The organism is Niveispirillum sp. FG156, from assembly GCF_057809555.1.
Genome location: NZ_JBMDKE010000022.1, coordinates 104,301 through 111,446 on the forward strand (window position 1 = coordinate 104,301; position 7,146 = coordinate 111,446).

The 7,146-nt window shown below is 63.7% G+C and carries 6 protein-coding genes and 1 other RNA gene; 3 read left to right on the plus strand and 4 right to left on the minus strand.

The window, feature by feature from the left end:
- Window positions 1-112: 112 nt before the first annotated feature.
- Window positions 113-1,162, minus strand: coding sequence for an enoyl-CoA hydratase/isomerase family protein (locus tag ACODSP_RS15520; RefSeq protein ID WP_488966474.1), 1,050 nt, complete (start codon window positions 1,160-1,162; stop codon window positions 113-115).
- 228 nt (window positions 1,163-1,390) lie between these two features.
- Here ACODSP_RS15520 and ACODSP_RS15525 point away from each other — a divergent pair, with 228 nt between their 5' ends.
- Window positions 1,391-2,290 (plus strand): LysR family transcriptional regulator, encoded by a 900-nt coding sequence (locus ACODSP_RS15525; protein WP_488966475.1) that lies wholly within the window; start codon window positions 1,391-1,393, stop codon window positions 2,288-2,290.
- A 130-nt stretch (window positions 2,291-2,420) separates the two neighbouring features.
- Here the strand turns inward: ACODSP_RS15525 and ACODSP_RS15530 are convergent, their stop codons facing one another.
- The 3 genes from ACODSP_RS15530 to ffs all read right to left on the minus strand — a co-directional run bounded on the left by ACODSP_RS15530 (window position 2,421) and on the right by ffs (window position 4,871).
- Window positions 2,421-2,744 carry a YbaB/EbfC family nucleoid-associated protein gene (locus ACODSP_RS15530; RefSeq protein ID WP_054169286.1) on the minus strand — a complete coding sequence of 108 codons (324 nt, stop codon included), beginning with the start codon at window positions 2,742-2,744 and terminating at the stop codon, window positions 2,421-2,423.
- 3 nt (window positions 2,745-2,747) lie between these two features.
- Window positions 2,748-4,655, minus strand: coding sequence for a DNA polymerase III subunit gamma/tau (locus tag ACODSP_RS15535; protein ID WP_488966476.1), 1,908 nt, complete (start codon window positions 4,653-4,655; stop codon window positions 2,748-2,750).
- 118 nt (window positions 4,656-4,773) lie between these two features.
- An RNA gene (ffs, locus tag ACODSP_RS15540) (signal recognition particle sRNA small type) lies at window positions 4,774-4,871 on the minus strand.
- A 112-nt stretch (window positions 4,872-4,983) separates the two neighbouring features.
- On the opposite strand from ffs, the gene nudC reads away from it, so the two are divergent.
- Window positions 4,984-5,904, plus strand: a complete 921-nt coding sequence (gene nudC / locus ACODSP_RS15545) for an NAD(+) diphosphatase (RefSeq protein ID WP_488966477.1) — start codon at window positions 4,984-4,986, stop codon at window positions 5,902-5,904.
- A 78-nt stretch (window positions 5,905-5,982) separates the two neighbouring features.
- On the plus strand, window positions 5,983-6,924 hold the full coding sequence (gene prmB, locus ACODSP_RS15550; RefSeq protein WP_488966478.1) for a 50S ribosomal protein L3 N(5)-glutamine methyltransferase: 942 nt from the start codon (window positions 5,983-5,985) through the stop codon (window positions 6,922-6,924).
- Window positions 6,925-7,146: the final 222 nt, after the last annotated feature.

Consider the following 7,146-nt stretch of genomic DNA (forward strand, 5'->3'; position numbering starts at 1 on the left):
CAAGGCGCGTTTAGCGCCGATATGATTCATGTCGCGGCTGACGCCGCTCACGCTGGGTCCCGGCTTTCGCCGGGATGACGGCAGAGAGCGACCAATCAGGCTACTTTCAACTTTAAAACACCAGATCCCCGCCCGCCGGCACCGCGAAGTACCGCGCGACATCCGCCGCCGACACGTCGGCCAGCTTGGCCGGGTTCCATTTCGGGTTTTTGTCCTTATCGACCAGAACGGCACGGATGCCTTCGAAGAAGTCGTTGCCGTCCATCACCGCCTGGGTCATGCGGAATTCCAGCCGCATGCAATCGTCGAAGTCTAGTTCCGCCCCGCGCCGCAGTTGCTCGAACGTTACTTTCAGGCTGGTGGGTGACATGGACAGGATGGTTTCGGCCACCTTGTCGGCCCAGGGCGTGCCCTGGGAGATCAGGCCCGCCACGATGCCTTCGACATTCTCGACCTCAAACGCCGTATCAATCGCGTCACGCAGAGCGGCCAGCGGCGGCTCCCCCACCGGTGCGGCATATGCTGTCAGGACCGCATCCACATCCTGCCCCTCGGCCAGTGCTGCCTCGATGGCATCCAGCGAAGCGGACGGCACATGATGCGTGCCGATCCCGGTATAGATCAGGTCCGCCGCATGCACCCGCGCGCCGGTCAGGCCCAGATAGAGGCCCAGCTTGCCCGGCACGCGCGGGAGGAAGTACGTCCCGCCGACATCCGGGAACAGGCCGATGCCGGTTTCCGGCATGGCCAGCAGGGTCTTTTCCGTCACCACCCGGTGGCTGCCATGAACCGACAGGCCGACACCGCCGCCCATCGTGATACCATCCATCAGAGCGACATAGGGCTTGGGAAAGCGTTTGATCTGCCGGTTCAGGCGATATTCGCCGCCGAAGAAGGCGGCGGTCAGGGCGCCCGTGCCCTCGCCCCGCTTGCGTTCCCACCCGGCATCCCAGACGGCGCGGACATCTCCCCCGGCACAGAAGGCCCGGTCACCGGCCCCCCGGATCACCACGGCCTTGATGGCGGGATCCTGGCCCCACGCATCCAGCACCGGCGCGATCACCTCCACCATGTCCAGCGTCAAGGCGTTCAGCGCCTTGGGCCGGTTCAGCAGAATATGGCCGATGGCACCCTTGACGGTGCAGATGACATCCTCACTCAAAACCCATCCTCCCTTTCAATCGCAATGGTCGGCGGCAATCTTATCGTAGGTCAGGTCGAGCGAAGCGAGCCCTGACGGCATTGCCTGATGCCTTTTCCGTCAGGGCTCGGCTCACGCCTCGACCTGACCTACGGCCATCGCGTTCTTTAAACCAGTACCATTGCGGCCAGACGCACATCCATGCGAAGTTCCTCGCCGTTATTGTGCGCAAATTCGCATGGGGTGGGTATGGCCAGCCGGTTCGATTGGGACGATCTGCAATCCTTTCTGGCGGTGGCGCGGTCGGGCCGGCTGACCCTGGCGGCCAAGCGCATGGGGGTGGATCACACCACGCTCGGCCGCCGCCTGACGGGTCTGGAACAGGCGCTGGGCACCACCCTGTTCGAACGCCATGCCACGGGATACAGCCTGACCCAGGCGGGGGAGACCCTGCTGCAAAGTGCCGAAGCCATGGAGGGCATGGCCCTGACCATCCAGGAGGAACTGTCGGGTGCCGGAGCCAAGCTGTCGGGCGCGGTGCGGATCGGCACGCCCGATGGCTTCGGCAGCTTCTTTCTGGCCCCGCGCATCGGTGGCCTGGGCGCGCTGCATCCCGATCTGGAGGTGCAGCTGGTGGCCATGCCGCGCCTGTTCAGCCTGTCGAAGCGTGAGGCGGATATCGCCGTGACCCTGGCACAGCCGGAAGCCGGGCGCCTGCATGCACGCAAGCTGACCGATTATGAGCTGGGCCTCTACGCCGCGCGCTCATATCTGGAGACGGCGCCGCCCATCGACGGGCCGGGCGACCTCGCGGCCCACCGTTTCATCTCCTATATCGATGATCTGCTCTATACGCCGGAGCTGGATTACGTCCCGCTCGTCTCCCGCGATATCCGCCCTTACCTGAAAAGCGCTAGTCTGGTGGCACAGTTCCGGGCGGTGCAGGCTGGCAGCGGTATTGCCGTTCTGCCCTGTTTCATGGCGGCGGGGGAGAAAGAGCTGGTCCGGCTGCTGCCGGGCGAGGTGAAGCTGATCCGCAGCTTCTGGCTGGTCATGCATTCCGACGTGCGCCACCTCTCCCGCATCCGCGTGGCCGCGGAATTCATCGCAGACGAGGTAAAGCGCAACGCACGGCTGTTCCAGGGGTGACGAGTGCAACGCGATTTCAGGAAGACCAAAGGAAGTGTAGCGCGGATTAGTGAAGCGTAATCCGCGGAAATTCCGTCGATGATATCCCGCGGATTACGCGTCGCTAATCCGCGCTACGAAACCGTCCGTCTCAGAACGGCATCTTGAAACCGGGCGGCAGCTTCAGACCGCCCATCATGGCGTTGGTCTGTTCCGCCGTGAAGGCCTCGATCTTGCCCTTGGCGTCGTTGTACGCGGCGGTGATCAGGTCTTCCAGAACCTCGACATCCTCGGGATCGACGATGGACTTGTCGATCTTCAGACCGCGCAGATCGCCCTTGCCGTTCAGGGTCAGCTTGACCATGCCGCCGCCGGACACACCGGTGGCTTCATGTTCCTGCATCTTGGCCTGCATCTCAGCCATCTTGGACTGCATCTGCTGGGCCTGCTTCATCATCTGGCCGATATTCTTCATGGCTCAGAAGTCTCCTTCATAATCGCCCTCATCCAGGGGCGGTGGTGCATCGAAATAAGGGCTGTCGGCCATCTCGTCACCCCCAAAAGCGTCCATCGCCTCGGGAATCTCGGGTTCGGCCATCGGCGGTGGGGCCAGGGTCACCTGGCTCTGGTCGATGATCTTGTCAATCTTGGCACCTGGAAACGCCTCAAGCACGGCCTTGACCAGCGGATGTTCGGCGGCCTCGGCACGCTGGCGCAGCTCGGCTTCGCGTTCCTGCTCGGCAATGGTCGGCTCACCGGCGGCACCGGATACGGACACGACCCAGCGTTTACCCGTCCATTCGGTCAGCAACTGCCCCACCTTGCCAGGTAGGTTCTGCGGGCAGGCAGGCAACAAGCGCAGCTCAATCATTCCGGACTCGAACCGGACGAGATGGACCGAGGCGCGCAGCATGCCGGCCAGCACGCCCTCGCGCTTGTCCAGAAACAGATCGGCAACCTCACGGAAGCTGGTTGGTTCCGGCACCGTATCGATCTTGCCAACCGGCTGCGGCGTCGCCATCGGCATGGTCGCCGACATTGGCGCCGGCGCCCCGGCAAAGGCCCTTCCGCCCGCCACCATGGCCATTGGCGCCCCCTGGGTCGGGGCCGAATGCACCACCGGCCCCGGACCGCCACCACCGGCAAATCCGCCGCCGCCAGGGCTACCCCCGTGCAGGGCGCGCGCCGCCGCCTCCACCCCACCTGCCTCATTGATCTTCTTGATCAGTTCCGCCGGGCTGGGCAGATCGGAGGCATAGGACAGGCGGATCAGCACCATTTCCAGCGCCTGCATCGGCACCGGCGCATGCTGGATTTCGGCCAAACCCTTCAACAAAATCTGCCAGGCCCGCGATAGCGACGCCATGCCCAGCTTCTGGGCCAGGGCCACACCGCGCGTCCGCTCGTCCTCCGGGATCGACACATCCTCGGCAGTGGCCGGAATGACACGGGCACGGGTCAGGAAATGCGCGAAATCCAGCAGGTCCTGGGTAATGACAATCGGATCGGCCCCGCAACGATGCAGATCGGTCAGGATATCCAGCGCATCCGCCGGCTTGCCCGTCATGGTCGCTTCGAACAGGTCGATGACGCGTGTCCGGTCGGCCAGACCCAGCATATCACGCACCTGCGCCAGGGTGACGTTACCGCCGCCCAGCGCGATGGCCTGATCCAGCAGCGATAGCCCGTCACGCACCGATCCGTCGGCGGCCCGCGCGATCTGGGCGATGGCGTCGGGCTCCACCGGCACGCCTTCCTTGCCCGCCACGCGGGTGAAATGCCCCACCAGGGTGGGGTGATCCACACGACGCAGGTCGAATCGCTGACACCGCGACAGCACTGTCACCGGCACCTTGCGAATCTCGGTGGTGGCGAAGACGAACTTCACATGCGGCGGCGGTTCTTCCAGCGTCTTCAGCAGTGCGTTGAAGGCGCTTTTCGACAGCATATGGACTTCGTCGATGATGTAGAGCTTGTAGCGCGCGGCAGACGGCGCATAGCGCACACCCTCAATGATCTCGCGCACATTATCGACGCCGGTATTCGACGCGGCGTCCATTTCGATGACATCGACATTGCGGTCGGCGGCAATGGACACGCACATCTCGCACACGCCACAGGGGCTGATGGTCGGCCCGCCCTGCCCGTCCGGCCCAATGCAGTTCAGGGCACGCGCAATGATACGCGCCGTCGTCGTCTTGCCCACCCCGCGCACACCGGTCAGCATATAGGCCTGATGGATGCGGCCCGACTGGATGGCATTGCGCAGCGTCCGGACCAGCGCGTCCTGCCCCACCAGCTCATCAAAATTCTGTGGCCGGTATTTACGCGCCAGCACGCGATAGGCGGCACCGGCGGCGGAATGGCTGTTCGTCTCGTCGGTCACGGGGCGTCTCGGGTCTACGGCAAGGACGCGGCAGTTTAGTGATGCAAGCGCGCCGACGCCATGGTTTTGCGATACCGCTTTTGACAGAGCGGCGCGACGATGGCGAATTTTGTGAAAGGTGGGAGGCTGGACGAACGACCCGAGCCGAAACTCGTTACGGCTGCTTCCTTCCGGACCTGACCGGGTTGGCGAGGGACCCGCCCGTTGCCAACCTCCCGACGCCTATATCGGCGAGTGTCAGCAGAAAAACAAGGGAGAAATCCGCCGGGGCCGCTCTGACACCTGTGCATTGGCGGCTTGCCCGCGCGCATGTCACCGTCGCCAAACCATGATGAGACTGAATTTCTATGCCGGCTCCGGCCTGGATCGGGCCGCCCACCGGCGCAAGGATGAGGACTGGCTTGCCGCCCGTCTGCGCCACCCGCAGGCCGCCCGGATCATCCCCTGGTGGCGGGGCCGGCATCTGATTGCGGGGGCCGATGATGCACCCCTGCCCGCTTACCTGCCGGTCACTGCCGACTGGTGGGGATGGCATCTGGCCATGCCACCCATCTATCTGGGTGATGATGGCGGCCATTCCTATTTCGCCGTCGATATCTCCCCTTTGGAAGATGTCGACACCCATGCGGAGGTGGCGAAGCTGGGCCGGTTTGTGGAACTGCGGTCGCTGGGCACCCGCATCGGGCAGCGGGCGGGGGGCATGTATGCCTATATCCGCGCCCTGATGCTGTGGCACGGCAAGCATAAATTCTGCGGCACCTGCGGGTCGCCCACGGCGGCGGCGGAAGGCGGGCACAGCCGGCGCTGCACCAATCCCGACTGCGCCGCCCAGCATTTCCCCCGCCATGACCCGGCGGTCATCATGCTGGTCCATGATGGCGGTGACCGCTGCCTTCTGGGCCGGCAATCGCGCTTTCCCCCAGGCATGTATTCTACGCTCGCCGGATTCGTGGAACCGGGCGAAAGCCTGGAAGAGACGGTAATGCGCGAATGTTTCGAAGAGGCGGGCGTGCGCGTCACGGATGTGAAATACCATTCCAGCCAGCCTTGGCCCTTCCCCTCCTCCCTGATGCTGGGCTTCCACGCGCGTGCCACCACGCTTGACGTGAAGGCGGATGAGGATGAGCTGGAGGATGTGCGCTGGTTCAGCCGCGATTTCGTGCGAAAGAATCAGAATGGTGAGAACTTCCGCCTGCCGCCGTTCGACAGCATTTCCAGACAGTTGATCGAGGCGTGGCTGCGCGGATAAAAGGGCGATCCTTGCCCGTTTATCCGCGCCCTGCCATCCTGACCGCCCAAACCCGTCCCAGCCGGAGTGTGTACCCAAATGTCCGACCTGTCCCTGCCCGCCACCAATGTCGTGGCGGCGGAACTGTCCACGGTGCGTGATTTCATCCGCTATGCCGTCAGCCGCTTCAATCGCGCCGGGCTGGTGCATGGGCACGGGGCCGTCACCGCCTATGACGAAGCGGCCTTCATCGTGCTGGAAACGCTGAAGCTGCCGGTGGATCAGCTGGAACCCTATTTCGATGCCAAACTGATCCCCGCTGAACGGCTGGCGCTGGCGGAGATTATCCACCAGCGGGTCACGACGCGCAAACCCGCCGCTTACCTGACCAAGCGCACCTATATCCAGGGCGTGCCTTTCTATGTCGATGACCGCGTCATCGTCCCCCGGTCGTTCATCGGGGAGCTGCTGTTTGGCGAGTTGTTCGGGGGCGAGCAGGATTTCACCCTGGTCGATGACGTGACGGACGTGGAAAAGGTGCTGGATCTCTGCACCGGTTCCGGCTGCCTTGCCATCCTGGCGGCCAGCATCTTCCCGCTGGCCGATGTCGATGCCGTCGACCTGTCGCCCGACGCGTTGGAAGTGGCGAAGATCAACGTGGCCGACCATGGCCTGGAAGAACGCGTGAAGCTGTTCCATGGCGACTTGTTCAAGCCGCTGAAGGGCAAGAAATACGATCTGATCATCTCCAACCCGCCCTATGTCGATAAGGAGGCGATGGACAATCTGCCGCCCGAATATCAGGCGGAGCCGCGCATGGCCCTGGTCGGCGGCGATGATGATGGCATGGCCATCGTCCACCGCATCCTGAAGGAAGCGCCCAAGTACCTGAACCCCGAGGGTGGCCTTCTGGTGGAGGTCGGCACCGGTCGTGCCGCACTGGAAGAAGCGTACCCGGACGCAGAATTCCTGTGGCTGGAAACCGAACATTCCTTCGGCGAGGTGTTCTGGATCACGCGTGAACAGTTGTTGGAGCTGTAATACCACTCTGCCAAGGGCTTGCCCGTTGGCAGAGTGGAGGCCGGCGACCGCCGGCCCGCCGCTTGGTAGCGGCGTGAAGCCAAGCCGCCGGATGGCGGCGCCCGGCGTCTGAGGGAACAAGAAATCTCCCTTGATCGGTCACGAGCAAGGGAGATTGGCGTAAAACGCGCTAGAGCGGGATGAATTTAGGTTGAATCGCAAGGGGATACCCAACGGCTTGGA